This window comes from Paenibacillus jilunlii, assembly GCF_900102965.1.
Classification (GTDB): Bacteria; Bacillota; Bacilli; order Paenibacillales; family Paenibacillaceae; genus Paenibacillus_AQ; species Paenibacillus_AQ jilunlii.
In genome coordinates, this window is sequence record NZ_FNGM01000018.1 from 39,661 (window position 1) to 66,642 (window position 26,982).

General features: G+C 52.2%; 25 protein-coding genes. 4 read left to right on the plus strand and 21 right to left on the minus strand.

The features are described 5' to 3' along the window. Position 1: 1 nt before the first annotated feature. The 8 genes from BLQ82_RS24445 to BLQ82_RS24480 all read right to left on the minus strand — a co-directional run bounded on the left by BLQ82_RS24445 (position 2) and on the right by BLQ82_RS24480 (position 10,275). Complete coding sequence (locus BLQ82_RS24445; RefSeq protein WP_062522885.1) at positions 2-1,105, minus strand: DgaE family pyridoxal phosphate-dependent ammonia lyase; 1,104 nt, start codon at positions 1,103-1,105, stop codon at positions 2-4. After that, positions 1,083-2,183 carry an amidohydrolase/deacetylase family metallohydrolase gene (locus BLQ82_RS24450; protein WP_062522883.1) on the minus strand — a complete coding sequence of 367 codons (1,101 nt, stop codon included), beginning with the start codon at positions 2,181-2,183 and terminating at the stop codon, positions 1,083-1,085. The genes BLQ82_RS24445 and BLQ82_RS24450 overlap by 23 nt, the downstream gene beginning before the upstream one ends. Before the next feature lie 242 nt (positions 2,184-2,425). Then, positions 2,426-3,103 carry a deoxyribose-phosphate aldolase gene (gene deoC / locus BLQ82_RS24455; protein WP_062522881.1) on the minus strand — a complete coding sequence of 226 codons (678 nt, stop codon included), beginning with the start codon at positions 3,101-3,103 and terminating at the stop codon, positions 2,426-2,428. A 254-nt stretch (positions 3,104-3,357) separates the two neighbouring features. Further along, the gene (locus tag BLQ82_RS24460) at positions 3,358-4,809 is read right to left on the minus strand and encodes a SulP family inorganic anion transporter (protein ID WP_280140379.1); all 1,452 of its coding nucleotides are present in this window, start codon (positions 4,807-4,809) and stop codon (positions 3,358-3,360) included. 214 nt (positions 4,810-5,023) lie between these two features. Then, positions 5,024-6,100, minus strand: coding sequence for a bifunctional 3-deoxy-7-phosphoheptulonate synthase/chorismate mutase (locus BLQ82_RS24465; protein WP_062522876.1), 1,077 nt, complete (start codon positions 6,098-6,100; stop codon positions 5,024-5,026). Between the two features lie 493 nt (positions 6,101-6,593). Next, positions 6,594-8,858, minus strand: a complete 2,265-nt coding sequence (locus BLQ82_RS24470; RefSeq protein ID WP_062522874.1) for a PAS domain-containing hybrid sensor histidine kinase/response regulator — start codon at positions 8,856-8,858, stop codon at positions 6,594-6,596. A gap of 201 nt (positions 8,859-9,059) precedes the next feature. Beyond that, entirely contained in the window at positions 9,060-9,449 is a 390-nt protein-coding gene (locus BLQ82_RS24475; RefSeq protein ID WP_074648606.1) for a response regulator, read from the minus strand. Positions 9,450-9,600: 151 nt separating this feature from the next. Beyond that, positions 9,601-10,275, minus strand: a complete 675-nt coding sequence (locus BLQ82_RS24480) for a Na-translocating system protein MpsC family protein (protein WP_025705325.1) — start codon at positions 10,273-10,275, stop codon at positions 9,601-9,603. A gap of 216 nt (positions 10,276-10,491) precedes the next feature. On the opposite strand from BLQ82_RS24480, the gene BLQ82_RS24485 reads away from it, so the two are divergent. Continuing rightward, positions 10,492-11,037 carry a glutathione peroxidase gene (locus BLQ82_RS24485; RefSeq protein WP_062522870.1) on the plus strand — a complete coding sequence of 182 codons (546 nt, stop codon included), beginning with the start codon at positions 10,492-10,494 and terminating at the stop codon, positions 11,035-11,037. Between the two features lie 166 nt (positions 11,038-11,203). Here the strand turns inward: BLQ82_RS24485 and BLQ82_RS24490 are convergent, their stop codons facing one another. Then, complete coding sequence (locus BLQ82_RS24490; RefSeq protein WP_244280987.1) at positions 11,204-12,049, minus strand: alpha/beta hydrolase family protein; 846 nt, start codon at positions 12,047-12,049, stop codon at positions 11,204-11,206. 64 nt (positions 12,050-12,113) lie between these two features. Continuing rightward, the gene (locus tag BLQ82_RS32840; protein ID WP_244280988.1) at positions 12,114-12,401 is read right to left on the minus strand and encodes a hypothetical protein; all 288 of its coding nucleotides are present in this window, start codon (positions 12,399-12,401) and stop codon (positions 12,114-12,116) included. A gap of 169 nt (positions 12,402-12,570) precedes the next feature. Here BLQ82_RS32840 and BLQ82_RS24495 point away from each other — a divergent pair, with 169 nt between their 5' ends. After that, positions 12,571-13,134 carry a PadR family transcriptional regulator gene (locus BLQ82_RS24495; RefSeq protein WP_062522869.1) on the plus strand — a complete coding sequence of 188 codons (564 nt, stop codon included), beginning with the start codon at positions 12,571-12,573 and terminating at the stop codon, positions 13,132-13,134. A 134-nt stretch (positions 13,135-13,268) separates the two neighbouring features. On the opposite strand, the gene BLQ82_RS24500 is transcribed toward BLQ82_RS24495, so the two are convergent. From BLQ82_RS24500 to BLQ82_RS24535, 8 genes are all read right to left on the minus strand, one after another. Beyond that, entirely contained in the window at positions 13,269-14,330 is a 1,062-nt protein-coding gene (locus BLQ82_RS24500) for an ABC transporter substrate-binding protein (RefSeq protein ID WP_062522867.1), read from the minus strand. A 45-nt stretch (positions 14,331-14,375) separates the two neighbouring features. Continuing rightward, entirely contained in the window at positions 14,376-14,708 is a 333-nt protein-coding gene (locus BLQ82_RS24505) for a 4Fe-4S dicluster domain-containing protein (RefSeq protein ID WP_062522865.1), read from the minus strand. Next, complete coding sequence (locus BLQ82_RS24510; protein WP_074648608.1) at positions 14,705-16,312, minus strand: FAD-dependent oxidoreductase; 1,608 nt, start codon at positions 16,310-16,312, stop codon at positions 14,705-14,707. Before BLQ82_RS24510 ends, BLQ82_RS24505 begins: the two co-directional genes overlap by 4 nt. Positions 16,313-16,339: 27 nt before the next feature. Beyond that, entirely contained in the window at positions 16,340-17,224 is an 885-nt protein-coding gene (locus tag BLQ82_RS24515; protein ID WP_062522861.1) for an ABC transporter permease, read from the minus strand. Positions 17,225-17,239: 15 nt separating this feature from the next. Then, the gene (locus BLQ82_RS24520; RefSeq protein WP_062522859.1) at positions 17,240-18,043 is read right to left on the minus strand and encodes an ABC transporter permease; all 804 of its coding nucleotides are present in this window, start codon (positions 18,041-18,043) and stop codon (positions 17,240-17,242) included. Between the two features lie 129 nt (positions 18,044-18,172). Beyond that, a complete protein-coding gene (locus BLQ82_RS24525; RefSeq protein WP_062522857.1) occupies positions 18,173-18,949 on the minus strand; it encodes an ABC transporter ATP-binding protein in 777 nt (258 codons plus the stop codon). Positions 18,950-19,130: 181 nt separating this feature from the next. Further along, the gene (locus tag BLQ82_RS24530) at positions 19,131-20,414 is read right to left on the minus strand and encodes an ArsB/NhaD family transporter (RefSeq protein WP_062522855.1); all 1,284 of its coding nucleotides are present in this window, start codon (positions 20,412-20,414) and stop codon (positions 19,131-19,133) included. A gap of 448 nt (positions 20,415-20,862) precedes the next feature. Next, entirely contained in the window at positions 20,863-22,200 is a 1,338-nt protein-coding gene (locus tag BLQ82_RS24535) for an outer membrane protein assembly factor BamB family protein (protein WP_062522853.1), read from the minus strand. Positions 22,201-22,509: 309 nt separating this feature from the next. On the opposite strand from BLQ82_RS24535, the gene BLQ82_RS24540 reads away from it, so the two are divergent. Then, entirely contained in the window at positions 22,510-23,613 is a 1,104-nt protein-coding gene (locus BLQ82_RS24540; RefSeq protein WP_062522851.1) for an LLM class flavin-dependent oxidoreductase, read from the plus strand. A gap of 12 nt (positions 23,614-23,625) precedes the next feature. Here BLQ82_RS24540 and BLQ82_RS24545 read toward each other — a convergent pair whose 3' ends face one another. Then, positions 23,626-24,252, minus strand: coding sequence for a flavin reductase family protein (locus BLQ82_RS24545; protein WP_244280989.1), 627 nt, complete (start codon positions 24,250-24,252; stop codon positions 23,626-23,628). Positions 24,253-24,342: 90 nt separating this feature from the next. On the opposite strand from BLQ82_RS24545, the gene BLQ82_RS24550 reads away from it, so the two are divergent. After that, a complete protein-coding gene (locus BLQ82_RS24550; protein WP_062522847.1) occupies positions 24,343-25,041 on the plus strand; it encodes an ArsR/SmtB family transcription factor in 699 nt (232 codons plus the stop codon). 624 nt (positions 25,042-25,665) lie between these two features. On the opposite strand, the gene BLQ82_RS24555 is transcribed toward BLQ82_RS24550, so the two are convergent. After that, positions 25,666-25,899: a hypothetical protein gene (locus BLQ82_RS24555; protein WP_025704449.1), complete on the minus strand. Its 234-nt coding sequence runs from the start codon at positions 25,897-25,899 to the stop codon at positions 25,666-25,668. A 4-nt stretch (positions 25,900-25,903) separates the two neighbouring features. Beyond that, entirely contained in the window at positions 25,904-26,905 is a 1,002-nt protein-coding gene (locus BLQ82_RS24560) for a TIR domain-containing protein (RefSeq protein WP_062522845.1), read from the minus strand. Positions 26,906-26,982: the final 77 nt, after the last annotated feature.

Genomic DNA, 26,982 nt, shown 5'->3' on the forward strand with positions numbered 1-26,982 from the left:
TCTATTTGCCCTCCACAATTTCATGTATTCTGCTTACGATCACCTGAAGATCATCCCCTTGCAAAGACCGGGGATCGATATCGAAATATCCCTGCTTCACCCCATAGTCCCGGGTATACACCGCGATCTCACCCTCGCGCAGCTGGTCATTGACGGTCTTTGCATCCACTCCAGCTGCGGAGGCATCGATCTGGATGCGTCCCCGGAATATGGCTCTGCCCGCTTCATCCTGCACGATGCGGACCGAAACTCCGTGAAGTGCGGCCAGCGGCTGGAGCGCCTCAAGCGCTTTTTTCTCCACTTCACTGTTGTCAGCCTTATCCTGGTATTCCTCCAGCGCCTGGAGCAGCCCGAAGGTGGTCTCTTTGCCGACTTTCATGCTGCGGCCGATTCCGTGCAGCTGTACCTTTACCCATTCGACATATTTCTTTTTGCCGGCGACGATTCCCGAGGTTGGGCCTTCAATGGCTTTGGAGCCGCTGTAGATGGCAAGATCGGAATATTGGACGTATTTGCGCAGATCCTCTTCCGCAGCCGCATCGACAATCAGCGGAACTCCACTGCGCTCGGCAACCTCCCAGGCTTCTTCCACGGAAATCATGTTTTTTTGGACGGCATGATGGGATTTGATATAGAGGATGGCTGCAGTCCGGTCACAGATGGCTTGTTCAATATGCTCCTTGCGGCCTTCGTTGGCATATCCCGCTTCCACCACCCGGCCGCCGCCCAGGAAAACCATCGTTTCCACCGGAGCGCCGTACTGCACATTGTGGCCCTTCAGCAGAATGATTTCATTCTTCAGCACCGGCTCCTGATGCAGGCGGAGGCTGAGCCGCGGATCACCGCCGGTTACGACCGCCGCCACCGACAGCGCAATGCCGCTGGATGCCGAATTCACGACAACCGCCGCCTCCGACCCGAGCAGCCGGGCAATGTAATCCCCCGATTTATCCACGAGATCCGCGATCTCCACATACTGCTGTCCGCCTCGCTTCATCGCTTCCATGACAGTATCCGTTGGAGCAGAGACTCCAAGGATGCTCATTCTTCCGCTGGCGTTAATTACGCGTTTCAGTCCATATCTAGCATGTAATGAGTGACCCATTTGCAAAGACTCCTTTAGCCTCAATATAGTGGTCCGCAACCCGGACATCGCCTTCCGAATCCGTCAGTTCCTTCCGGCCTTCTTCCAGGGCAAACAATGTCAGATTCGCCTGCTGCCCTACACTGATGTCTGCAAGCCCGGGCCTCTTAAGCCACAATGCCGCATTCCGGGTGACCGCATAGATTACCTCCTCCAGGCTGTAGCCCAGATAGAGAAATTTCGACAGCACATGTGACATGCTGTACACCGGCCCGTTCAGCCGGTTCCCCCGGTAGATATCGGTGCTGATCGTATTCAGCGCAATGCCTGCCTTTTTGGCCTGCTCCGCAATCCGGAAGGAAAAACTCGCGGTGCCATGACCCACATCCAGATGAACTCCCTTGGCGGCTGCATCCAGCAGCCCTTGCAGCGGCGTACCATCCGCATGAAACAAATTATTGGACTTGCCGTTAAGATAATGGGTAATGACATCCCCCGGCTCCAGCAGCTCCAGCACCTCGGAGATATCCGGCGGAGCGGAGCCGATATGCACCATCAGCGGAAGCTTCGTCTCACCCGACAGCGCCCGGGCCCGCTTGAGCGGCTGAATGCCGTTTTCTTTGACAACACTTTGGCTTATGCGCGCCTTCAGCCCCACAATGAAATCAGGATAAGCCGCTGCCGCCTGCACAGCCTTGTCCCGGTCAATCCATTTCAGCTGCGAGAGCTCATCCGTACGCTCCAGACCAATGCGGGAGATATTCAGAAAAGCCAACACATTGGTAGCAGTGAGCAGGCTTTCAGCATAAAAAGCCCCGATTCGGTCCGAACCGCAGCTCCCGGCATCGACGAGGGTTGTTACTCCCTGTTTTACACCAATTTCATCAATGTCATCGCCATAAGGATGCAGCTCCGGCACGGCATGCACATGCAAATCAATCCATCCGCTGGATACGTATAGCCCGGAGCCGTCCAGCACTGTCTTTCCTTCAGCTTGGCCTGCCGGTGTAATCGCGCTGATAATTCCGTCCCGAATGGCGATGTCAACCGTCCGCCCGTCAACCAGCTGCAAATTGCGCAGCACATTCTCTGTGCCCACTTGTTCCCATCTCCTTCTTCATCCCCGGATTAAGAAAATTCAAACCTGAGATTGCTTCAACTTAAAGATTATAATGTTATAATGTTTAAGTTTATATTAGCACAAATATGAACCAGCTGAGAACAGTGATTTAGAAATCCGCACATTTTAACACTGGAGAGACTGCTATATTTAAAGTAAAAGCGGCTGCCCCATCCTTGATACAAGGAGGCCGCAGCCGCTTTTTTATGGAAAGTATGGTGTTAGTAGCTGCTCTGGCTTTGCTCGCCTTTGGCGATAGCCACCCCGCCGCTGGTGCCGATGCGGGTTGCCCCTGCGCCAACCATGATCAGCGCATCCTCTGCGCTGCGCACGCCGCCGGAAGCTTTGACGCCGATGTCAGGGCCAACCGCGGCACGCATGAGCGCGATGTCTTCCTTCGTTGCGCCGCCGGTGGAGAAGCCGGTCGACGTTTTTACGAAGTCGGCTCCGGCTTCTACAGCAAGCTTGCAGGCACGGACTTTTTCTTCATCCGTAAGCAGGCAGGTTTCAATAATCACTTTGGTCAGCGCTTTGCCGCGGGCCGCATTGACAACTGCAGCGATATCCCGCTTCACCAGCTCATTGTCACCGTCCTTCAGTGCGCCGATATTGATAACCATGTCCACTTCCCCCGCACCGTTCGAAATCGCGTTCGTGGTCTCAAATGCCTTAGTTTCCGGTGTCGAAGCACCCAGCGGGAACCCGATAACGGTGCAGACCTTCACTTCAGGCGTGTCCTTCAAAACTCCGTAGGCTGTAGCAACCCAGGCCGGATTCACGCAGACCGAAGCAAATTTATAGGTCTTGGCCTCTTCCGCCAGCTTGATGATATCTTCTTTACGGGCATCCGCCTTCAGCAGGGTGTGGTCAATGATCCCGGATAGTGTGTGTGTACTCATTGTGAATTCCTCCATAATAATCGGTAGTAGACTTCGCATTCTTTGTAATCATACCAATAGTACAACCCTTTGGAAAGCTGTACGGCACCCTCCCGCTGCTCTCCGGTTTGTTGATTTGTAGGGGGAATAAGTTCCCTTTTCCCAACTTGCAGTTGTTCACCTAAGAAATCATGATTTCCAAATCATAAAAAAGACCGCCCCAGCAGCCATTTTTCCGGCATTTGGGACAGCCCCTTTTCCTCACAATAACTAATTTAATGGCCGCCGGACGGCGACAGCCCGATCCGCTTCATGAGCTGCGCGCTTTCTTCGTTCAGTCCGGTAAGGGTTACTTTTTTGCCTAACGCATCATACTTGGACATAATCTTAGCAATTGCGCCTACCGCCGACTGATCCCATATATGCGAATGGGTGAAATCGATGATAATCTGGTCCGGGTCGCTATCCACCATAAATTGATGGATGAACTGGCTTGTCGTGCCGAAGAACAGCTGGCCATGCACCATATACTGGGTGGAAACCGCCGCCGTATGAACGGTCATGCGGATGGAGGCGATTTTCCAGGCAAAGGCAAGAGCACTGAGCAGGACACCAAACAGCACGCCTATCGAAAGATTGTCGGTAGCAACCACTGTAACGACGGTGACCAGCATCACCAGAGCATCGCTTAAAGGAACCTTCGGCAATGAAGTGAGCGACTTCCATTCAAAGGTGCTGATCGAAACCATGAACATCACTCCGACCAAGGCTCCCATCGGGATCTGCTTCACCACATCGCCCAGGACCAGAATCAGAAACAGCAGGAATATCCCCGATACAAAAGTGGACAACCGGGTTCGTCCGCCCGATTTCATATTGACCATGGATTGGCCGATCATTGCACAGCCCGCCATACCTCCGAAGAAGCCGGTGACAATGTTCGCCAGCCCCTGTCCCTTTGCTTCACGGTTTTTGTCGCTTCCGGTGCCCGTAATGTCATCAATGAGGGTCGCGGTCATCAGCGATTCCAGCAGTCCGACAACGGCAAGCGACAGGGAGTAGGGCAAAATAACCAGCAGCGTATCCAGGGTAAACGGCAGCTGCGGGAGATGGAATACCGGCAGTGCCGAGGAGATGTCTCCCATATCGCCAACGGTCCTCACATCCAGTTGAAGCACGATGCTGAGCACGGACACTGCTATAATCGCCACAAGCGCCGAAGGCACCGCCTTGGTGAACCGCGGAACGGTATAGATAATGAGCAGCGTAAGCGCCACTAGCGCATACATCACCCAGCCTTGTCCGCTGAAATGAGTCAGCTGCGCCATAAAGATCAGAATCGCCAGCGCATTGACAAACCCGGTCATGACCGGCTGCGGCAAAAAGGTGATAAATCTCCCCAGCTTCAGCATCCCCATTACAATTTGCAGGATTCCCGCCAGTACCGTGGCTGCGAATAAATACTCTATGCCGTGATTCAGCACCAGGCTGCCGACCAAAAGAGCCATAGCCCCGGTGGCCGCCGAAATCATGCCGGGCCTTCCTCCGGCAAATGCCGTAACAATTGCAATGCAGAATGAGGCATATAAACCCACCATCGGGCTGACTCCGGCAAGAATGGAAAAGGCTATCGCCTCCGGGATCAGGGCAATGGCCACGGTCATCCCCGATAGAACATCGCTTCGTGTGTTGGAAAACCACACGTGCTTCAAACTAAGCTGCTTCAAAACCTTATTCCTCCTGTGTCTGGGTATGGTATTCGGGACTTTCTACAAAAGTCCGGGCCCGGTGCAACGCCAATGTTACTCATTGTACTTGACCGGCCATACCCTCCACAAAAGTTCAATCTGGTGTTGTAAGCGTTATTTATGACGATATTCTCGCTTTTTCTGTCCTATCCGTCCAAATTCTATATATTGAAATTTTCTGGGTTCAGCGGATTCAGCGGTATAGTCCCGAAGCCTTGACTTCATTGAAGAAGGTATTGAATTCATCAATATTCAACTGCTGCGCAGCATCAGACAGCGCGGTGGCCGGATCGGGATGCACCTCCACCATGATGCCGTCAGCGCCAGCAGCGAGCGCAGCCTTGGCGCATGGAATCAGAATGTCCTTACGTCCGGTAGAGTGAGTCACATCGACCAGCACCGGCAAATGGCATTCCTGCTTGAGAATAGGCACAGCGGAAATATCAAGAGTATTGCGGGTCGATTTCTCATAGGTGCGGATGCCGCGTTCAATCAGCATAATCTCCATATTGCCCCGTGACATAATATATTCAGCCGCATGAACGAACTCATCCAGCGTCGCGGACAATCCCCGCTTCAGCAGTACCGGTTTGTTCACTTCCCCCACGGCCTTGAGCAGTTCGAAGTTATGCATATTCCGCGCGCCAACCTGGATCACATCCACGTAATCAAGCGCCTCTTCAATATGCCGGGGGTCAACAATTTCACTAATGGTCAGAAGACCGTATTCTGTGGCCGCTTCCCGAAGAATTCTCAGGCCGTCCATTCCCAGCCCCTGGAAGTCATAAGGAGAGGTGCGGGGTTTGAAGGCTCCGCCGCGCATAACCTTTACCCCGGCCTTCTGCAACGCTGCGGCAACGGTACGGGTCTGCAATTCACTCTCTACCGAGCAGGGTCCGGCAACCATCAGCGAAGATAGTCCACCAACGGTTACACCCCCCGGCAGAACGATTACTGTATCTTCGGCGTGGTTTTTCCGGGCCACCAGCAGGGACTTCTTATGATCCGTACTTTGCAGATCAAGCGATGCGGAGAAAATCTGCTTGAAAAGGGTGCGGATGGTCCCGCTTGTGAAAGGCCCCTTATTGCTTGCCACCAGCTTCTCCAGCATCTGTTTTTCCCGTTCGGGATCGAATTTCGGCACACCCTGCTTTTCTTTTACAACTCCAATTTCCTGTACGACCTGGGCCCGCTCGGAGATTAGCTCCAGCAGTTGTCCATTGATTTCATCCAGGCGGGCTCTCAGCCCTTCCAATTCCGCGTTGCTCATTACCTTCCACTCCTTTTTATAAAATGTATTTGATACATGAACGCAAAAAGGCCCCCCGTCGCAAGGGACGAGGAGCCGTGGTACCACCCTAATTTAGAAATCAATCACTTCTGAGGGTTAGGCAAATCAAACCCTTCAGGCAGGAATCAACTCTGTCTTACACCCGTTAACGCGGAGCGCGGGCCTCCCTACGCATACCTGCTGCAGCAGTGTACTTCAGGGGCCGACTCGGAAGTGAACTTCAGCGCAAACCGTCTCTTGAGGGTGCTCTCAGTCTCCGGCACACCTTCCCTGTTAAGATCCGTTCCCCGCGCTTACTCTCTCCGTCATCGTCATTTCATTATGGCTGGCACCTCAAATGCACCAGTTTCTGCTATCTTAATCAAAATAGGAACCACATGCAAGATATTTATTCACCGCACCCCAGCTTTAACACAGTGAATTACCGAAGCATCCGGTGAATTCCCTTTTACCAGGCACAACATAACCTGCCTCAGAAAAATTTACCGACGATATTCGTAATCGCTTCGCTTCTAAGCGGCTTGCTGATATACTCATCCATACCGGCGGCCAGGCACAGCTCACGGTCCCCTTTGAGGGCATTGGCCGTCACGGCAATAATGACCGGCTGCTTGTCCGGCGGCAGTGTTTCTTTGATCGCCTGCGTAGCTTCCAGACCGTTCATGCGCGGCATCTGCACATCCATAAAAATAAGATCATAGCTCCGGTCGCGGGCCATCTCCATCACCTGCAGCCCGTCTCCCGCAACATCGACGGAATAACCGCGTTTCTCCAGAATTTTACGCAGCACAATCTGATTGATTTCATTATCCTCCGCGACCAGAATCCGCAGGGACCGTTCCCCTGCGGGTGCTTCGTCCCCCGCCTTGCCGCTTGCGGCATCCGGTAAGCCGCCGCTTTCCTCCCGGAGCTTCACTGTGAACACAAAAGACGCCCCTGTTTCTACCGTAGTATCCAGAGCGATTGTTCCCCCCATCATCTCCACAAGCTGCTTGGTGATCGCCAGTCCCAGACCCGTCCCTTCATGCCGCCGGTTCATGAAATGATCCAACTGGTAGAAGGGCTCAAACAGCCGGCCGCGGGAGCTCTCGGGAATGCCGATACCTGTATCCGCCACGGTGAATTCCAGCGTGACTCTTCCCTCAGCTCTTCTCAGTGCCCGCAACGTCACTTTGATCCCGCCAGTGTAGGTAAACTTCACGGCATTTCCCACCAGATTGAGCAGGATCTGCTTCAGTCTTTCACTATCGCCGATCAGCTGCTCCGGCACATCCGGACCGATGCTGACCTCAATCTTCAAGCCCTTCTTATCAGCTTTGTGCTGCATCAGCTCAAGCACTGAATCCACACAGGGCATAAGCATAAACGGCTCCTCATGAAGAATGGTTTTCCCGGCCTCGATTTTGGAAAAGTCCAGCACATCGTTGATGATCGCAAGCAGGGTGTCCCCGCTTTGACGGATGATATCCAGATATTCTCTTTGCAGCGAACCCGGCTCACTCATTTCCAGCAGCAGGTCGGTCATTCCGATCACACCGTTCATGGGCGTGCGGATCTCATGGCTCATCATGGCCAGAAATTCGCTTTTGGCCCGGTTGGTTTTTTCCGCAGCCTCTTTGGCAATCAGCAGCTTCTTCTGGTCGGTAATATCCTTAGCGATGATATAGAAGCCCACCGTCTCCTGGTTGATAATGATTGGTGCAATCGTCGTCAGCACCTCAACAGAGTACCCTTCCCGATGCCAAATGTGGTCGATATTCACTTCTGCTGTGCTGCTTTCTTTGGAATAGGTGATGACTTCCCCAAGATGCTCTGCCCCGATGATCCGGCCCACATTCATTCCGGCCAACTCCGGGATGCTGTAGCCTGTAAGCTGGCAGGCTTTTTCATTCCCGTTGATGATCCTTCCCTCGAGATCAAGGGAAATAATCGCGTCATGGTTATACTTCTTCAGGGAAGTATACCGTTCTACAGACTCCTGCAGCTTCTGTTCCACAATCTTGCGTTCTGTGACATCACGGCCTACGGCGAGCACACTGTACTGCGTGCCTTCTTCAATCAGCCGAAGCGTGAATTCAATCCACAGATAACGGCCGTCGGTATGCAGAACCCGCATCTGGGCTCTATAAAAGTCTTGAGCTTCGGGGAAATGAAGCGCCGCTAAATCATCGGGATGGATCAGCCTGCGGATGTCCCGGCCCACCAGCTGCTCCGATTCATAGCCCAGCACCTCGCTTACCGAAGGCGAGCAATATCTGCAGATATTGTCCGAAGTCGCATAATAGACCACATCCGAGATGTTGGCCACAATCTGCCGGTACAGCTTGTCCACAGGCGAAAGCGGCTCATCCGCCGGTTCTCCGGCAGCAAGCTCAGCGATATGGATTAAATAATACAGCTTTTCTCCAGTCGAAGGTTCGCTGATAAGCGTCATATGCAGCTGCACCGGCACCCGCGTCCCGGAGGCGGAGGACAAATGGATTGCATACTGGGCAAAAGGAGTTTCTCCAGCATCCAGAGCCCGCACCATCGCTGTATATAATTCCAATGAATCCTCGCATACAAGCTCTCTGAGATGTTGCGACAGGAGCTGCTCCTCCGTAAATCCCAGCAGCGAAGTTACAGCCGGATTCACACTGGTCCATTGCCCGTTAACGGAAAGGAACGCTACTCCAACCACTCCCGTTTTACACGCATGCTCAAAGTGGGAATATCCTTGTGCTTGCTGTCTTAACATGTAGTCACCGCCCGTTTGTGGAGTATCAAACGCAAGAATTTTATATAAAATCTTCAATATAAATATCTTGTATTATTAGGCGAAAGTCAAATGGTAATCTAAGCTTGGTTTCAGTTGAACCAAACCGTTTTTCAGGCGGAGTTCTCCCCAGATCCACACCTATCGCTGCTTCATTCCCTCTCCCATGAAATGTCTACAGCATCACGCAATTCCGGCTAAAAGCTTCTCCACAGCCTCTGTCAGGGCCTTCACTTGAAAGGGTTTGGTAATATATCCGGAAAAACCTGATTTTTGGGCCCGTTCGATGTCCGAGCGTTGGGCAAAGGCACTGATCGCCAGCACGGGTATCGGACGGGTTAATTCGTCATTCTTGAGCTGGTCCATAGCTTCATATCCATTCAGGTCGGGCAGACCAATATCCAGAATAATCAGATCCGGCAGCATCTGCCGGGCGATCTGCAGACCAAGCGCTGCCGTCTCCGCTTTCAGCAATCGTACAGAAGGCAGGTTTTTTTTGAAGATATGATGCATCAAGGCCATGTTGAGTTGATTATCTTCTACGTATAGCACTGTCTGCTTGTATTCTATCACCAGCTTGTCCCCCTAAATGTCCAGCGTAAACCCTCTGATGAGACAGCCGCAAAAAAAAAATAAAAAGCCGAAGAAAGGGACCATTCCCCCTTCTCCGGCTCATGTTCGGCTCATTTGCATGTCCGACTCATTTCCGCCTCATATATGGTGATTACAGAAAAGTATAGGCTATTACGCTGGTATCTTTGTCGAAATCCCAATCCACGTAGATGTCAGCAAGCTCCTTGCCAAGCATCGGTGCAATCGTGGTGGTATCCTCCAAGTATCGTTTTTCCATCTTGCGTTTGGTTGTTTTGAGCGTGTTCTCATAACCGAGGCCGATCAGTTCCTTCTCCAGAGGAATCAGAATGCCTTCACGCTTAATTATCAGGGTGCGGGGACCCAGCCACCAGGAATCGGTATGTACCGGCTCCTTCTGCACCTTTCTGCTTACTTCGTTAATTTGGGCATGAACCTCATCCCGTCCAGCATAATCGTCAATGGCTACATCATCATTTTTGATAAGCGCAACGATTATTCCTGAAGCGTTATGTATCCCCCAATCATAAAAAAGCTCGCCGACCTCAATAGCCATCGTGTCCTTCAGGTAAGCTGAAAGCTCGGGAAGCAGGGATTTCATCAATAGCTCCCTTGTATACCGAAAAGCCTGTTCCTCTTCCTTGTTAAGCAAAAACCGCTCTACAGGGCCGATAAAATTCCGTATATGCAGTGCTATGCACTGCTTCCCGATGGAAGCATGTATAGACTCGGGTCCCTTCCCGAATCGCTCCCGAAGCAGTCTTCCTGCATAACTGGATAGTTGGCTAGTAAGTTCCGTAGTGCTCATTCAATTTCCTCCAGCAATTATATTCTTTTGTCTGAGTTTGTTAGTGTGGGGAGAACTTTCCTGCTGAAAGAAACGGTTAGTTCTCTTAAGTATAATATTATCCAACAACTTCGTATACAGTAAAATTAGTCTAGATTATTGACTATTTAAATTTAGTTGCGTACAATTAAATTACTATAAATTAATATGTTGTATGATATGGAGGTTGAAACAGCAATGAGTGTCTATCAATATAGTGCACGCAGCATACGGGGCAAGGAAACCAGCCTGGAGCAATACAAGGATAAGGTTCTGCTCATTGTCAACACTGCCAGCAAATGCGGCTTCACCCCGCAATATGCAGATCTGCAAAAGCTGTACGAGAAGTATCAAGACCAGGGACTGCAGATTCTGGGTTTTCCCAGCAACCAGTTCGGGGAACAGGAGCCGGGCACTAATGAAGAAGTTAATATATTTTGTCAGATCAACTACGGGGTCAGCTTCCCAATCTTCGAGAAATTGGATGTCAAAGGGGAGCATCAACACCCTCTATTCACCTATCTCACAGACCAGGCAAGGTTCGAAGGGTTCGATACCACGGATTCAAACGGCAAACTGCTGCACACTATGCTCCAGGAGCGTGATCCTGCGGCGCTTGATAATGACGAAATCAAATGGAACTTCACCAAATTTCTCATTGACCGTCAAGGGAATGTCGTGAAACGCTACGAATCCCCAGTTGACCCGATGGATCTTGAACCGGCCATTCAGCGGCTGCTGTAATCATTTTTCTTCCATCGGGTTTCTTTTCATATAGCTTCCCCTTTCTAGCCGAAAGCATTCCCTTCTAGAACGACCATCAGACCGCCCGGAAAAACCGGGCGGTCTGATGGTCGCCAATATTATCGGCGTTCTGTTCAGAACCTTCATCGGGACATCGTTCGGGCAGTTACACTGCCGGGCATTCAATCCGGCTCATAACCTCATCCAGCCATGTAAAAACCCGCTGGTTAAAAAGCTGCAGTGCTCCGAAATGACAATGTTCTTCTCCCCCTTCTTCTGCGGTAAACCGCATGTAAGTTTTCTCGCAGGTCAAGGCTTCGTAAAGCTTTTGCGGCTGACCCTGGAAAAAATGATCATTCTCCGCTTCGCACACCAGCATCGGACATTGAATGTTCTGTGCCACACCCGCCAACGTAAAAGGCTCCGTCTTATCAGCCAGCTCTGAAAATGTTGATGCTTTAAATGTAAATAGACCGTTCTCGATGGCCCATCGCATATTGGTATTTTTCTTCATTAAATCCTCTATGAGTCGGTTCAGGCTGTCAGGATGTTCCGCCTGCTCCTTGTCCACTAATCCTTTCAGGGCGCCGACCTGAAAGTCTAGCAATCCATCATTTGCAATGCACGCCGCCAAACGGTGCTCAAAAGCCGCTGCCCGGGGCGCCAGATACCCCCCCATGCTAATCCCCATCAATGCGATTTTTGCAGGATCGACTTCAGGCCGGGACTGCAAATAATCAATGACAGGGGAAAGTACATGTTCCCAATCATGGCGAAATGGAATGGCTTGCTCCCGGATAACTGCGCCTTGGCCTGGTCCCTCAAAGGTAAGGCAGTTGTAGCCCCGCTGCAGCGCCGCCAACGCCCCCCCGAAATAAAGCTCTTCCCCCGTAGAATCGTAACCGCCATGGATAATTAATACAGGTTTAGGCTCTTGGTTCAAATGATAGAAATAACCGGGCAAAGTGATTCCCTCATAGGGAATCTCCACCTGCTCAACTGAAAAATCCATCAATGCAGTAGCCTCCCGGAAAGCCTTTCTGCTCTTCCCCCATGTATCCAAAAGACGGGGATCATCAGGATTGCCATGCAGGAAAAAATTCGGCAGTACGGTAATAATTAGAAGCCCGCAGCAGCCCTTCTCTTGCACTTACCCGCTCTCCCCGCTTCATGCTCTCCGCAGCCAGTGCCTGAATACGGTTCGCTGTGGTATGCCATTCTGTATGCCAGCTTTCAAAATCGCCTTCTGTAATTCGATAAGCGGTAGCCAGACACTCGCCGACATCAGCTCCGCCGAACGCAGCGTAGCTCATAGTGCGTAAGAGTTCAAAAGAAAATGTAGAGTCCTGAAAAATAAGTTTCATCAAAAAAAGCCTCCTAAGTATGATATTTTCCATAGGTCAAAATTAACCTAAGGAAAATATAACCTATAGCACTGTCGATGTAAAGTTAAAATTAACCTATATTTTTGCTGGACTGAAACCTGTTTTCGATTAAAATAGAACATAAGTATGTTAAGAGGAGTTGTTTTTATTGAGCCTTATTCGTTACGCTTTGCTCTCTCTGCTGGCCCGGGAGCCTTTGAGCGGTTATGATATCAAGCAGCAAATGAACGATCGTTTTGCCCCCTTCTGGAAAGCGGGAAGCAACCAGGTATATCCTGAGTTATCAAAAATGGAGTCGGAAGAGCTGGTAACACTGATAAGTGTTGAGCAGCACAGCTACCGCCCCGCCCGAAAGGTATATGAAATTACGGAAACAGGAAAAACAACCTTAGCCGAATGGACCATCGAGCCTAAGGAAGTGGAAAAAGTAAGGGATGATTTTCTGATAAAGGCTTATAATTCCTGGATGATCCCACCCGCAGAGATGATTGAACGGCTAAAGGACATTAAAGTCCAGCATGAGGAACGGCTGGCTATCTATGAACGAAAAATGGTTGAACTTTCCGAACAGTTCAAGTTATTTGATACCAGCGACCCCAATTTCTCAAGTATTTCCGTCATTCAATTTGGGGCTCAGTATGAAAGGCTGTACCTGGCCTGGTGCGAGGATCTCATTGAAAAATTAAGCCTCTCATTGCAGCAGCAAAAATAAATTCCCAAGGGACAGCATTCGTTAAATTCCTTCCCATTACAAAAAATAAGTACCCTTTCTGAAGGGTACTTAGCAGTTACAAAAATTTATAAATTTCTCACTAAGCTTCTTCATCTCTGGACCTGACAAGACCTTTATTGCAGCTGCCAGTCGCTGATCTTGAAATCTTTTTTGGCCAGCTTCTCCTCCACCAGGAAGTTCTTCGTGCCTTCAAGCAGCTTTGTTCCCCCCTCAGTGAACGGCGTATCCTTGATGTCGCTGATCGGACTCACCTGCTTCACCAGTTCAGGTGTGGTATCGCCGATCTCGGCCAGGAACTGATAATACTCATCTTCATGCTGCTTCAGATCAGCCAGCGCCTTCTCACGGGCCGCATTCCACACCTTCGGGAAATCCGGGAATTTCTTCAGATATTCCTCCGATACCACAGTCGCACTGGAGCCCAGCAGATCCGGATGGCTTGAGGCATCATCCAGACGGGTGTAGCCCTGGTCAATCAGCTTCAGCGCAGGTACCCCTGTATTGGTCGTAGCATCCACATCCCCGCGGGCCAATGCGGCAGTGGCATCAGGAGTAAGCATATGGACCAGCTTATAACCGGTTACTCCCTCCTGCTGCAGCAGGCCGACTATATAGCGGTGCATAAAGGAGCCCTTTTGGATAGCGATGGTCTTGCCCTGCAGGTCCTTCACTGTCTTGGGGCCATCCTTCTTACCGATCAAATAGCCTACGGTGTGGGCTGAGGTTTGAGCGATTAATCTTGTCTTGGCCCCGGAAGCATAAGCGATAATTGCCGGGGTATCACCAAGACTGCCGAAGTCCAGGCGGCCGCTGATCAGTGACTCCGTCTGGTCTGGACCATTCGGGAAACCGGTGAGCTTCACTTCGGTAATGCCATGCTTCTTAAGCTCTTCCTGAATAATACCTTTGTAGAGGCCCCAGCCCTCCGCGCCGCCCGGCAGGTTCAGCTTATTGGAGCCGATAAAACCAAAATTCAGCACCGCCGGGACATTGCCGGCTGCATCTGCACCCGCTGCCTCGGCAGTATTCCCTGCTGCTGCCTTGGAATTTCCTGCCGGGTTGGCATTATTCCCGCAGGCCTGCAGCACCAGCATGACCATAACCACACCCGCGATAAGCGCGAGGCGGCCCCCCTTAGCCCATCCGCTCTGAGTCTCTCTGTACGTCTGTTTCATAGATGTGATCTCCCCTCAATCTTTTGCTGAATAATAGATTATGCCTCAGAATCCGGCTCTGGCGGCCAGCTTATACATGAAATCATGACTGGCTACAGGCTGTCTGCCCTTGCCCCAGCCTACCTTTTCACGGTATCCGCCAAGCAGCCCCTGCTGCTCCAGCTCCTCTTCGGTCACTCCCGTAACCGCTTCGGAATCCGGAGCGACATACAGGGCGTCTACAGGGCAGTACAGCTCGCACATGAAGCAGGTCTGGCAATCGCTCTGCCGGGCGATAACGGGAACTCCGCCTTCCACCCGGTCGAACACATTCGTCGGGCAGACAGACACACATTGGTTGCATTCTACACACCTGGCAGCGCTGATGACTTCAATCACAACAGTACACTCTCCTTCGCTACTTCCTCTGTTCTCACCCAGACCTGATCCAGTCCGCCGCTAATCAGGCGGTGATGCTGGCCGTTGTCGATTGCTTGGTAGTCCTCCCTCTTGTGCATGCCGCGGGTCTCCGTTCTCGCCAGCGCGGAGCTGTACATCCAGCGGGCGGTCGCCGTCATGGCCTCCGCTTCACGGGCCCGTACACCTTCGGGCGTGCGCTGGATTTCCCTGCTGCGCTGCTCTTTCCAGAGCCCGTCCAGCCGCTCCAGTGAAGCGTTCAGCCCCTGCTCCGTGCGGAACAGGTTGATGTCGTAGGGCTTCACCTCCGCCTGCACCGCTGCGGTATATTCCGCTGCCCGTGCAGCCGCACCCGGCTGCACCTGCCGGTGAACCAGCGGCGAAGAAGACAGCCCGGCAGGCGTGCGGTCCGCCGCATGTCTGCCCAGGCTCGCCGCATACGCCGCCGCTCCTTCTCCGGCGAAGGAACCGGAAGACATGGCCCAGGCGGCATTGTGGCTGCCGCCGCCGGTAAAGCCGCCGCAGATCAGCTCGCGGGTCGCAGCATCTCCTGCGGCATACAAGCCCGGCACGCCCGTGCCGCAGGCTTCATCCGTGATGCGGATGCCGCCGGTGCCCCGTACCGTGCCTTCCAGCCGCAGCGTCACCGGAAAGGCATCCTTGAAGGGATTGATGCCCCGGCGGTCGAACGGCAGGAAGAAATTCGTCTGCGCCACCCGCAGCAGCGGCTGCAGCTCCTCCGAAGCTCCGTCCAGCTTCGCGTAGACCTGCCGTCCGGCCAGCAGGTTTCGGGCAATGACGGAGCGCCCCTTCTTGGAACCGGCTCCCTCTACTACACTGCCGTCCTCATAATAGAAGCTGGCGTAGCTGTAATACGCCGTCTTCGTGACGGAAGAGAAGGTGGGGCAGATCGCATAGGCATTGGAGAACTCCATGCCCGACAGGCTGGCCCCCGCCTCGGCGGCGAACAGGTACCCGTCGCCGGTCAGAACGTTGCAGCCCAGTGCCTTGCTGAGGAAAGCGCAGCCGCCCGTGGCAATCACCACGGCTCCCGCCTGCACACTCCAGGTCTCTCCGCTCTGGGTCTGCACCCCGGCTGCTCCGGCTACGCCGTGCTCATCAGCCAGCAGCTCCAGCACCGGGCTGTGGTCGAGAATTTTTACGCCCGCCTTCTTCACCAGCTTGCGCATCAGCCGCATATATTCCGGCCCTTGCAGGCCTCTGCGGTACTGGTTGCCCTGCTCATCCAGCGGGAACGGGTAGCCTGACACGCCCAGCCTGTTCATGTTCTCATAGGTGCGGTCCAGCACCCGGTCCATCCAGCGGTGTTCGGCCAGCTGGCCGCCCATCGTATAGCGGCTGGCCTTCGCCTCCTCACGCAGCTTCGCATCCGGCTTCACATACCAGACACCTGTACCCGAAGGTGCCGTTGCGCCGCTGGAGCCGCAGTACCCTTTATCGGCAAGAACGACCCTTGCTCCCTTGGCCGCCGCTGTAAGTGCCGCCCAGGTTCCTGCCGGTCCTCCGCCAATAACCAGCACATCCGCCGTCAGATTGAGCGTTCCCTTAAATACCGCCTGATTCATTGTCATAGCCCCCTTGGTTTCATTAACTTACCCTTGATAGCTGTCACGCCAATGCAGGAATGTGCGTTCAATGGCACGGAAAAGAGTATCGATCAGCTTGCCGACTACCGCGAAAATAAGAATGCCTACAAAGATAACCTCTGTATTGGAATTCTGCTTCGCTTCATTAATCAGGAACCCCACGCCGGACTGTGAGCCAATCAGTTCAGCCACAACCAGTCCAATCCAGGCCACTGCCATTGACAGGCGCAGCCCCAGCAGAATGCCGGGCAGTGCCGCCGGCAGAATCAGCCTCCTAAGCTTCTGCACCGGACTGAAGCCCAGCACTTTAGCTACTTCAAACAGCTTGTTGTCCACACCCCGGATACCCATAAAGGTATTAATGTAGAGCGGGAAGAAGGAACCGCTGATGATAATGACAATCTTTGAGACTTCGCCAAAGCCGAACCACAGGATAATCAGCGGTGCAACCGCCAAATGGGGAACCAGCCGCAGCACCTGAACGCTGGGGTCCAGCAGGTATTCCGCACTGCGGAACAAACCCGTCAGCACACCGAACAGCAAGCCAAGAATGCCGCCGATAAGAAAACCGGTACCGGCTCTGCCCATGCTGACACCCAGATGATGGGCCAGCTCACCACTCACTGTGAGTTCAGCAAAAGCAGAGAGAATCGACAGCGGCGTTGGCAGAAACTCCGGTGAGACCAGTCCGGCACTGCCGGCGAGCTGCCACACGGCAATGACTGCGGCGGGAATGGCTGCGCTGGTTCCCAAGTCGGACAAAAGCCTCTTCCTATCGGACGATGACGTTCTTACGTTCTTATATGCAGTTACGGGAGCTGTTCCGCTATAATCCCGGGCTTCCCTTACCCCCTTGGCTGTCTTGACGATCGCCTCAATTCCTTCACTCATGGTGTATATCTCCTCCTATCCTTGATAGCTGTCCTGCCATCTAAGCAGACGCCGTTCAATCAGACGGACTATCGTATCACTCAGCAAACCGGCAGCCGCAAAAACAATAATACCCACGAATACTACAGGCGTATCGGCAAATTGGCGGGCATCCGACATCATATAGCCGATTCCGGAGGTGGAGGCGATCAGTTCGGCGACTACAAGCCCCAGCCAGGAGAGTCCCAGTGACAGACGCACACCGAGCATAATGTTTGGCACCGCCGCCGGCAGTACCAGACGGATAATTTGCTTAATCCGGCTAAAGCCCAGCACCTTGGAGACCTCAAACAGCTTATTGTCAGTGCCGCGAATGCCCATGAACGTATTGATATAGACCGGAAAAAAAGCACCTTTGGCGATCAGCAGCACCTTCGATTCCTCCCCTATGCCAAACCACAGGATGAACAGCGGCACTACCGCCAGACTGGGAATCATGCGGATCATTTGCAGCGAAGGATCGAGCAGCTTCTCCGATTTGCGGAACAGCCCGACCAGAATCCCCAGCAGAAGTCCCAGCCCCCCGCCAAGGAGGAATCCCGACAATGCACGGACCGCGCTGATCCGCAGATTGCTCCATAGATCGCCGCTGGATGACAGCGTTACGAATGATTCGGCAATCGTATAGGGGGTCGGAAACAGCATGCCGGAGATCATTCCGTAATGCCCCAGTACCTGCCAGAGAATTAGAATGCTTCCGGGCAGCAGCAGGCCAAGTCCGGCAATGGCTGCTTTTCCCGGTCTTCCGGCGGTGCTCACCGCCGCGGCCCTTTGGGTCATGAGTGCTCCCTCCTTCTTCTACATTAATATACATATATTCAGGTAAGTTAAGTCGGATATAATGCAGCAGAAACACGCTGTTTCCACATTCACAAGCAGTACTGACACCCCGCTGACAGGCCAGTTTTTCTAAATCCCCGCACCGTCTGTCAGCTCCAGCTCATCCACCTTTTCAAAAGCATTCAGCACCTTGAGCCGGAGCTCCTGAAAAGAATTCGTGGTTTTTTTACGCGGATACGGCAGGTCCACCGGAATAATCCTGCGAATTTGGCCCGGACGCGGCTCCAGAATGACCACACGGTTGCCCAGGAATACTGCTTCATCAATATCATGGGTCACAAAAATCATCGTGGTCCGGTTCCGCCGCCAGATGTCCAGCAGCACCGTCTGCATATGGGCCCGGGTGAACGCGTCCAGCGCCCCGAAAGGCTCATCCAGCAGCAGAATTTTAGGACTTCGCAGCAGCGCCCGGGCAATCGCCACACGCTGGGCCATCCCGCCGGACAGCTCGCGCGGATAGGCTTGTTCGAAGCCATTCAGCTTGACCAGCTCAATCAGCTCATCGACCTTCCGCCGGATTTCGGGTTTCCCGAGCGGCAGATCGGAGGCGATATTCTTCTCGACAGTGAGCCAAGGGAACAGCCGGTGCTCCTGAAAAATAAACCCTTTATCAATGCCCGGCCCGCCGATCTCCGCCCCCTCCAGTGTAACTCTGCCGGTATAGCCGGTGTCGAGGCCGGCAACGATGCGCAGCAGCGTGCTTTTTCCGCAGCCGCTTGGACCGATGACCGTAATGAACTCGCCCTCCTGCACCTGAAGCTCGACATTCCGCAGCGCCTGCACCTGACCCCCTGCCGTACCAAAGCTCTTATTCAGCTGTGTGATCGACAGCAAAATTTCTCCCATACCCGTTCCTCCTTCAGCTTAAATTCTCTAGGGTTGCAACAAAAAAACAGAGGTCCCGTGCAGTGATTAACACGGATACCTCTGTTGGAACAGTCGGCATATTTTAATTCAAAGTAAATCAATTGGAATTTGTAAATTTAAAATATCATCTATCTATAGCTCTGTCAACAAAAATTCACAATTAGATCAGGTACCGCAGATAGATATAGAGGCTTGAGATTACTATTGACAGCAGCATCAAGGGAAAGCCCACTTTCAAGTATCTCATAAACGTGATGGGATATCCTTCTTTTGCCGCAAGGCCTGCAACTATAAGATTCGCACTCGCGCCGATCAGCGTCCCGTTCCCCCCCAGACATGCTCCAAGTGCGAGGCTCCACCACAAAGGCTCCAGGTTGTGAATGCCCAGATTGCCCATCTCCTGAATCAGAGGAATCATGGTCGCTACAAAAGGAATGTTGTCCAGAAAAGCAGAAGCTATCGCGCTCAGCCATAAAATCAGCATCGAGCTGGCTGCCAGGTTCCCGCCGGTAAGCTTCATTGCTTGCCCTGCCAGCTCTGCAATCACGCCGGTCTCTACGAGTCCAGATACGAGCACGAACAAACCGATGAAGAAAAATATCGTCACCCACTCCACACTGGCAAAAGCCTTGTGCAGCATCTGCTCTCCTCCGGTGAGGAGAAGCAGCAGAAAGGCCCCGGCCAGCGCCACTGTCGCGGACTCCAAATGAATCGCCTGATGCAGAAAGAAGCCGAGAATCGTCAGGCCCAGCACCCAAAGGCATTTGCGCAGCAGCTTGCGGTCAGTGATCATCGCCCGCTCGTCCATCTCCATCACACTCCGCTGCAGTTCGGGCGAAGATTTCAGCTGCTTGCGGAACATGAGCAGAAACAGCGGCAAATACGTCATGATGATGATCAGGATCACCGGAGTAAGGTTGCTGATAAATGCCATGAACGTCAGCTCCTTCACGGCGCTGCCAATCATAATATTCGGCGGATCTCCTATCAGCGTCGCTGTTCCGCCCACGTTAGAGGCCATAATCTGCGACAGTAGAAAGGGCAGCGGGTTAATTCGCAACTGCCTTGTAATACTGAAAGTGATCGGTACCATCAGCAGTACGGTCGTCACATTATCGAGAAAAGCAGAGGCCAGCGCGGTAACCAGCACTAGAGCCACCAATATTCTTTTGGGCTCACCCTTGGCCAGCTTGGCCGCTTTTACCGCCACATAGCTGAACAAGCCCGTCTCTGCGGTAATCCCTACCATCATCATCATACCTGCCAGCAGCCCAAGCGTATTGAAATCAATATGCGCAAGCGCTGTTTCCTGCGGGACAATTCCCGCTGCAATCATAATCAGGGCTCCGAGCATCGCCAGAATCGTGCGGTGTACCTTCTCAGAAATAATCAATCCGTATGTAAACAAAAATATTCCTATCGCCCAAATCCCTTGCTGTTCCATAATACCTCCCGTTCAAATTCGTATTGCAGTGGTATACAATGTTAAAGCAGACTTTTAATACAATCAACCTTTGTAGGTTAAGCATCGAAATTTCATGGAATAAGGACTTTACAGATTGAACTTGAATCTGCAGTCTTCATTATGAATAAGTAGATTTGTAGCATGACTGCACTTCGTGCAATAGAATGTTTAATATTGTGCGTCGAATCGCATTCTGCTGTATTTCGTGCAACAGATTACCGGTTTTGGCGTCAAAAACAGCTTATCCAGAGAATTCTAATGTACAGAGTACAATAGATTGTGCTTTTCGGCCGATTTATGGATCATCTGCTGCATAAAGTGCAATAGCAGACTAGTTTTGACCTGATTGGAAAGATACCATTAATCCGTTTAAATGCAGCCCAACTTAATGTGAGTGGTTGTGATTATTAATTTTACACTCTATTCCTTATTGCATTCTAAGGCCCGCCGGCTCCTTGAACGCCATCAGCTTCCCTTTGCTCTGCACAATAATCATTCCGCTCTCCAGCAGGGTAGGTCCAAACACTCGGCCTGAGGTTTGCAGCTGTAGGACAGGCTTCGCTGTAAGGAGATTAATCGCCACCAGCTTCCCGGAGGGCTCGGCCAGATACATGCCGTGACCCAGCAGGTCAAATCTGGCAATCTGTCCGCCTGAGGGATACGGCACCGGTGACTGATTAGCCGTCTTTATACCGTAAACAGCCTGAGCATTGCTGAAAAACACTCTTCCGTCATATGGACCTGCGGCGTAGTCCAGGGACAACCCGCTGGACGACGCAGTGTATTTAACCGCTTTGACTTTGGAAGGATCGGCCTCCAGAGGATAACTGTACAAGCTGTTCCCTTCCTCGATATAAATCTGACCGCCGAGAAGCCAGGCCCTGCCCCCGCTGCTGATCACTCCGTTTACGGGCTCGGGATTGACCGGGTCGATCTTTTTCGGGTTATACTCTACTGTCTTTATCCGTTTGCCGGTTTTGGCATCCAAGCTGTCCAGAGTAGTCAAGGGTACCAGATCCATCAGATTGCTCAGCCGCTGAGACAACACTGTTCCATTCGCCGCCGTTAGCGGAAGAGCCTGGTTGTCCGCTTCCCATAGATGTTTGCCTGTTGTCCGGTCAAAGGCATGCAGCACCATATACGTGTAAACCCCGGACGACGAATTCTGGGCAAATACCAGGTTACCTTGGAACACCAGCGGGGAAAATAATGTTTCGCTGTAGTTGTCCTTCCAGAGAAATTTGCCGTCCCCGAGACGGAAAGCCATGATATCACTGTCCGCAGCATACAGCTGGTCCTGATCAATGCTCAGCTTGCCTTTGGCTTTGACAGTGGAACTCCATTTATTCCGTCCTGTGTCGGCATACACGGCATATATCGTCCCGCCCTGTGAGCGGGCATAGACTACCCCCTTCTGATAGAGCAGCGGGCCGAGAAGCTTGGCCCCATATTTCCAGGCCACCTTCCCCGTCTGCGCATTGATTGCTACGGCCTGCCCCTTCTGAAGGACATAAACCTTACCGCCTCCGGCAACCGCAGATCCCTGATTTACGGTGTCATAATCGGCTGCTGCCTTTACATCCATGGCATGGGTCCAGACCGTTTTGACAACAGGAGTCGTAGCGGTCCAGTCATAATCACTGTTATTTCCTACGTAAGAGGTATGCGAATCAGCCCAAGCTGAATGTACGGAGCACGGCGCAAACAACAGGCTTAATCCAGCAGTGATAGCCCAGACCCTCCTTCTGATCTGTAATTTTTTCATCAAGTAGTCCTCCTTATGGATGAGCTATACATATCACTTTACACTAAAGCCAGTATAACTCACACCTCTCAATTCAATAATTTTCCACTCCTCTCTCCCCTGCCCAAAATCCCGTGGATGAAAACGGTAAAATCCAATACACTAAACCTAAGCAAATCTTCCATTCCGCGCATTAACAAACTTACGTTCATATACTTACATTTTGTAAGTTGTTATGATACAATAACTTGTATTCCTCCTTTACGGACTAGCATACGGGCAAACTGCTCATCATGAGGTATTATTCTGAATAACAAGGGGTTATAAAAGATGGACAATCACACGAAAGAACAAGTGCCGGAATTTGAATTTGGCCTGTACACATTAGGGGATATCGTAACTGACTGCCATACAGGGCAGCGGATCAGCCCTCAGCAGCGGATGAAAGAGATCATTGAGGCGGCCAAGCTGGCCGATGAAGCGGGGCTTGATGTGTTTGGGGTGGGTGAGCATCACCGGCTGGATTTTATCATTTCCTCCGTTCCGGTGGTGCTGGCCGCCATTTCCCAGGTGACCAGGCGGATCAAGCTGACCAGTGCGACAACGGTGCTGAGCACGATCGACCCTGTGCGGGTCTTTGAGGATTTCGCCACCCTGGACCTGCTGTCCGGCGGCCGGGCGGAAATCATTTCCGGCCGGGGTGCTTTTCTGGAGTCCTTTCCGCTGTTCGGGTATGACATGGAGGACTACAAGCAGCTTTTTACCGAGAATCTGGAGCTGCTGCTGCAGCTGAACCAGCGTGAAGTGATGAACTGGCAGGGGAATTTCCGCTCTCCGCTGAAGAATGCGGAAATAGCTCCACGCCCTTTACAGCATAAGCTTCCCCTCTGGGTCGGCATCGGCGGCTCCGCCGACAGCGCTGCACAAGCCGGAAGCCTCGGCGTCGGCATGGCGATCGCCATTCTCAGCGGCAGTCCGGAGCCCTTCCAGAACCTTGCCGATACCTACCGCCGGAACGGAGCTGAAGCTGGACATGCCGCAGCAGACCTGAAGATCGCTATCACCAGCCATGGTTATATTGCCAAAACCTCACAGCAGGCGCTGGATGAATATTACCCTTACTATTATAGCTACCGCAATGCCATCAGTCCGCACCCCGGCCAGGAATACCGTGTCTCGCGCAGTGATTTTGGCCGTTTCGTATCGCCTGTCAATACACTGGCTGTCGGCAGCCCGCAGCAGATTGTCGAAAAGATTCTCTACCAGCATGAGCTGTTCGGCCATAACCGCTTCATGACCCAGCTCGATATCGGCGGTCTTCCGTATGCCAAGGTGGCAGCCGCTATTGAACTGCTGGCCACCGAGGTAGCTCCGGTTGTGCGGCGGGAAATTGCGAAGAAGAACAGCGGCATCTCTCCCGCGCGTGGACTTTGAACACCGTAATATTTACGTTTCCGACCGGTAGGACTTCCCAAGCTCTGGGCTCAAGCCAAAGTAATGGCGGAAATTATAGATCAGCGGGTTCCAGCTGGCCGGATCAATATGATGTTCACCGGCAACCAGTTCCTTATGGACATGCACTTGCATGCTTTGCGTCTCGACAATTGCAAAATGCGGTGAATCCTCCGGAATACGGATATGTTTCACCCGCGCTTCAATCTGGATCGGACATTCAGCAATTCTGGCCGTTAGTACTGTAGTGGATTCGGCCTTCGTAAGTCCTGAGTAAGCAAATTTATCCTTTTCAAATATAAATCCGGCCTCCTTCTTCTCAGCAGGAACCGGATTTTTTCCTGTCAGGCGGGCCAGCCCCTCCACCTGCTCCCATAGGGAAGCGTCAGGCAGATTAATCACGCATTCAGGCTTCCGCTGCAGGTTTTCCAGTGCCTTCCCGCCCGTCCCCAGACCCAGGATAATATGCTCCCCCAAAGCCCATGAGGACGAAATCGGACTTATGTTTACGGTCAAATCCTCATTGAGTGTCGTCAACAGGATGACCGGTGTCCCGTAATACAGAATTTTCGGATGTATAGTTACCGCCTGCCGGGGTTCCACAAATGGATTCTTCATCATAATATCTCCTCTGCAAATGTATTGATTGTATTGTAAAATAGAATTCTTACAATATTCATCGAAGTATGGAATGCAGAAGGAGGATATACCATGCAAGCCAATCCAGCCGTTGCCCAAGTGGCATCCCTGATCACAGAACCGTCCCGGGCAAGCATTCTGACCGTATTGATGGACGGCGGCCTCCACCCAGCCACAGCGCTGGCGGCTGCCGCCGGGATCAAACCCCAAACCGCCAGCTTCCATCTTGGCAAAATGGCGGAAGGCGGCATACTCACCGTTCATACCCAGGGCAGACACCGTTATTATGGCATCTCCAGTCCGGAAATCGCCCAGGTAATAGAGCTGCTGCTGTCGATCTCGCCCCCGGTGAAGGTCAGCTCACTCCGCCACTCCGTACAGGATCAGGCCATGCGTCATGCCAGAACCTGCTACGACCATCTGGCGGGAAAATTCGGGGTGCAGTTAACAGAGGCTTTGCTGCTTAAGGGAATTATTGCTGAGGAAGCGGACGGCTTCGCCGTTACAGTCCAGGGTGAGCACGCCTTGAACAGGCTGGGAATTGATCTGGACCAGGTAAGAAAATGCCGGCGCGCTTTTGCCCCTAAATGCCTGGACTGGAGCGAAAGACGTTACCATCTCGCGGGGGCATTGGGAGCTGCAATTCTTCAACTTTTGCTGGACCGCCAGTGGGTGAACCGGCTCCCGCATACGAGAGCGGTTGTTATAACCGCAGAGGGCCAAAAAGGACTGGCGGCTGCATTTCCGCTGACCTTTTCAGTTCCTGTGTGACGAATCCGCCAGCCCGCAAAGCGGGGCTTTTCCATGGAAGCTTATTCATGTACTTTGCGGGGATCCCAAGGTATCCTTTCTGAAAGATGAACAAAACGGATACGCCGTCCTTGTCTGAATAGATTTCAGTTTAGCGTTGCCTGGAGAACTTTTTGAATTCTTCGGAAATTTCAAGTGGAAAAAGGTTAACTAATTCTGCTGGTTTGGCTCCTAACGGAGTAATATCGCCTAATTAAGTTTCCTTTTTCCACTTCATTCTTACAATGTTTGATTTGTGGGAGAAATAAGTTCCCTTTTTCCAACTAGCACGGCTCACCTGCTTTTACACAAGCGCCAGTGGGAAAAAGGCAATAGAATCCGGCTGATTTCCACCCGTTTGAGTGAATCCGCTGAATTCGTGCCTACTTATCCCCAACTTTATACACATTTTATCCACAATAAATAGAAATCATAATTTCCTAAACAAGAAGAAACGGCTGCTTAGAAACGGCTGCGCCGTCCTTATTAGGACGGTATCCGTTTCAGCGAGAAATAGAAGGATAATTTATAGCGTGAAGCATTTAAATTCTGGCGTAATATTTCAAAAAAAAGGCCTCCAGCTTGAACTGGAGGCCCTATTTACGGTTAAGCAAATGAAGGTTTGTTATTGTCAACCTTCCCGCTGATGAGTTTCTTGTATTCGTCGTCTCCGCCTTCAAGCGATGGCGCAATATAGACATTGATGGCTGAAGGCGACAGCTTGGTGGGACTTCCGGTTCCCGCCTTGCGCTTCGTGCGGCCTTTGGCGCCTCCGCTGCTGCCGTTTGCGGTTCGGCGGACAGCACTGGACAAACTTACTGCGTTCTTCATGTTCTTCATCGTGTCAGTCCCCTCCCACTAAATGATTGACGGTACGGAACAAATCCCGGTTGTACGCCACGACCTCGGTCAGATCCTCCGCAGATAATCCGTCGCTTCCGGAAAAATGTACAGAAAGGACATGCCTCTCACCTAAAGGATAGCATAGGATATAGACCTCAGCAACTTCCGTACGCTGAAAAAAGGTCCATTCCTTGGTCAGAAAAGCCTCAAGCACACCTGGACGGGAGCCCTTTTCTTCGTTCGGTGAAAATGGATAGGAATGCCCGCGTCCCACATTTCCGCCCACCTGCACCAGGGCTTCCTGGTCACGGGCCTGCCACATGGCAGCACCGATCACCCGGCAGTGCATGGGAGGCAGAAAGGAATTGCGGACTGCTTCGCTCAGCGCCTGGTAATTTTCGCGGTCTTCTGGAGAAGACATATTATTATTATATTGCCAGAAGAAGTGAAGGATACTTTCTTTTCGCCTAAGTTCAAGCTTCAGCTGTTCCAATTCCTTCTGCGGGTCGCGGAAGCTGCCCAGCCCCTGAATGCTGTCAATGATCTTGCCGCAGCTGACATCCACAGCCGCCACAGGATTCTCATGCTGCCATTCATATTCCAGAGGCGTAAGCCCTGATAAATCCGAGAGCAGATGATATTCCTCAATGTTCTCGCCGGGAATCAGATCCTTACGGGCCGGCACCTGGTCCGGGAGCAGGCAGAAGACGCGGCTCCGCCGCAGCCTCGCCCAGAACAGCCCCATTTCAAACTGTGTATTGTCACGGGTCACATAATAATATTTGCCGCGTATCTTGGCTACATCATCCGCCGAAAACACAAATACGGCAAAATCACTCTCATCCAGATGACGTTCAAGCGCTTCCATGGTGTATTCGTTTGCCCGGAAGGCATTGGCATACCACGGATTCACCTGGGCCTCCCACTTCAGCTGCTCGTGAATGGCCCGCGCGTAACGAATGGATTCTCTGGAAGATCCAATGAATAGTTTTGGTCTGGTCACGTCGGCACTCCTTTGTCGGCTTCCAATATGTAACAATTATACAGGTGAATGCAATTCTGGAACAGAGGCTGTTTTTC